Source organism: Piscinibacter defluvii, from assembly GCF_004011805.1.
Taxonomy (GTDB): Bacteria; Pseudomonadota; Gammaproteobacteria; order Burkholderiales; family Burkholderiaceae_C; genus Piscinibacter; species Piscinibacter defluvii.
The window spans coordinates 1-2,205 of sequence record NZ_RCHJ01000094.1 but is presented as its reverse complement, the minus strand read 5'-3'; the positions used below and the strand labels follow the sequence as shown (position 1 = coordinate 2,205).

Here is a 2,205-nt window from a genome sequence, read left to right as displayed (position 1 = left end):
CGCTTGCTGCAACCGCAACGATATCCGACGCGACCAGAAGGACATGAACTCAACCGCGACGAACACCACGATTGAGGCCTTAGGCGCCTAACGTTTGAGCTGAGCGGCACCCGCCGGGAAGGCGCTTGGGCCGCGAAGAGGATGATAGTAATGGCCGCTTCGCGGCCCAAGTGCCTTGCCGGTGGGGGTCCGCTCGAGCGAAGGGTTAGGCGTCACTTCGCTGCGGGGCGACTCGGAATTACAGGCGCGCCTTCTGGGAAGATTTCTGCCAGGCGCGTGGCTAGCGTCTTCTGGTACTCAGTGACTTTGGGATCCTTGCTCTTGCCGTTGTTGGCTAGGTCCCAGAGCATGGCAGCCGCTGCTTGGACCGCAACCTCTGCGTTCAACGCACGAAAGTAGACGAACCGCCACTCCATGCCGAGGTTCAGTTCGGGATGCAGCAAGGGGGCTTCGATCTTTCCGGACGGATGGACCGCCAAGTCTCTGTACCGGTAGATTTCCTTAAGATTGCTGCGCAGGAGAGCGGCACCTTTGGGTTTGAGCGAGAACGCTCGGCGGACAACCTCTGCGACTTGCGTGTATCGCGCTGTTCTCCCGTTGCGCCAAGTGTCGGTCATGGCTTGCGGGATGGTCACATGCTCTCGAAGAACGGCATAGGCGGCATCCCAGGCGACGGCTGCGGCCATGATCGCCTGCATGGACGCCTCAAACTCGACCTCCAGCGCCTGCGCCTTGGCATCCTCGTCGGTGCCTTGCCAAGCAGTTTCGCGACTGATCCTTGCCGCGAGAGCGGCTGCCAAGTGACGCTTGGCGATCTGAACCCAGGTCGGGCAGACGTCAAATCGGACGTGAAGCGTGAGTGGACTGCTTTCGATTTCGCCGTCTTCGCGAAAGCGGATCGAAAACTGTGGGATGGAGACCGTCATCCCGCGTGTGATGTAGATGCCTGGCATTGCGCTGCCTGTGACGCCTAACGTTTGAGCTGAGGGGCCGTAGCCGGGAAGGCACTTGGCCCGCGAGGCGGATGATGACAGCGAGCGCCTCGCGGGCCAAGTGCCTTGCCGGCGGAGGTCCTGCTCGAGCGAAGGGTTAGGGCGCACTCGATGAGCGTGCGGCTGCCTGGACGAGCATGAGGGCACTTGCCTTGGCGAGAAAAAGATCTCTCGGCCACGCGGCGAGGTCTTGCTCGAACCGCTTTGCGACGCTGCGGTAGTGCTGCAGTAGCTCTGCATTCGCGGCCTGTCCGGGGGCGAAGAGCTTCGACTCCAAGCGCTGAACCGTGGCGGCGAGTTCTTCGACGCTGGCCGGAGCGCCCGGAGACACGAGACTGAACCGAGGTTGACTCTTGCCCTCGTGCTCGACTGGCTCAACGAACATGCCGAACGGCCGGACCCACGAGCCGGAGTTGCCGTACAGCGGGCGATAGAGAACCTGCGGTTCGAGCGATTCGCTGTGGCGGACGACTGCGATGACTTCGTACTCGCCACCCTTGTAGTGCCGGTAGCGCCCGAGCTGGATTGAAGGCAGAGGAGGGAGATCGTCATTCATGCGGCGATGACCAGAACTCTTGGCGGCCGTGCGCCCTAACGTTTGAGCTGAGGGGCCGGAACCGGGGAGGCACTTGGCCCGCGAGGTGGATGATGACAGTGAGCGCCTCGCGGGCCAAGTGCCTTGCCGGTGGAGGTCCCTCTCGAGCGAAGGGTTAGGCCTCGACGCGCGACCACGCCTGAGCGTTGCGAGGAGAGAGACAGGTGTTGTTCTGCTGGCGTAGCGCTCGACCGGACGAAGCTGAGGCTCGATGTTCGCGCATCCGGGCGGGTGAGGGTGATGGGGTAGGGGCGAGAGCGGCGCGTTTCCTTCGTTCCGTGGACCGACAACGGTGAGCCGCCCGCCAAAGGACGGGCGGCCTGCTGGAACCAACGCAGTACACCGACAAGTTGTTCCGAGCTGGCGTCGGCCGTCCGAAGACGACTGTTCCGCGTACCCGAAGCGCGAAGACCTTTCGAGGTTCGAGTAGGAGATGGCCCCGGAGCGCGCCGGCCGTCCGAGCTGGGCGGCTGTTCGGCTTGCTGGCAAGCGAGCGGACTGGCCAGGAAGGAGCGGACTAGAAACCAAGAAGCGCACGGACCACCGCTTGGCAATTCGAGGCCTAACGTTTGAGCTGAGGCGACCGCCACGGGTTGGCGCTTGGGCCGCGAGGCCGAT

The 2,205-nt window shown here is 63.4% G+C and carries 1 protein-coding gene and 1 pseudogene; both read right to left on the bottom strand.

The features are described from left to right. Window positions 1-212: 212 nt before the first annotated feature. Complete coding sequence (locus D9C15_RS33010) at window positions 213-953, bottom strand: hypothetical protein (RefSeq protein WP_128003692.1); 741 nt, start codon at window positions 951-953, stop codon at window positions 213-215. Window positions 954-1,326: 373 nt separating this feature from the next. Then, window positions 1,327-1,548 (bottom strand): annotated as a pseudogene (locus D9C15_RS34300) (DUF1653 domain-containing protein); the annotation flags it as partial. Between the last annotated feature and the right edge of the window lie 657 nt (window positions 1,549-2,205).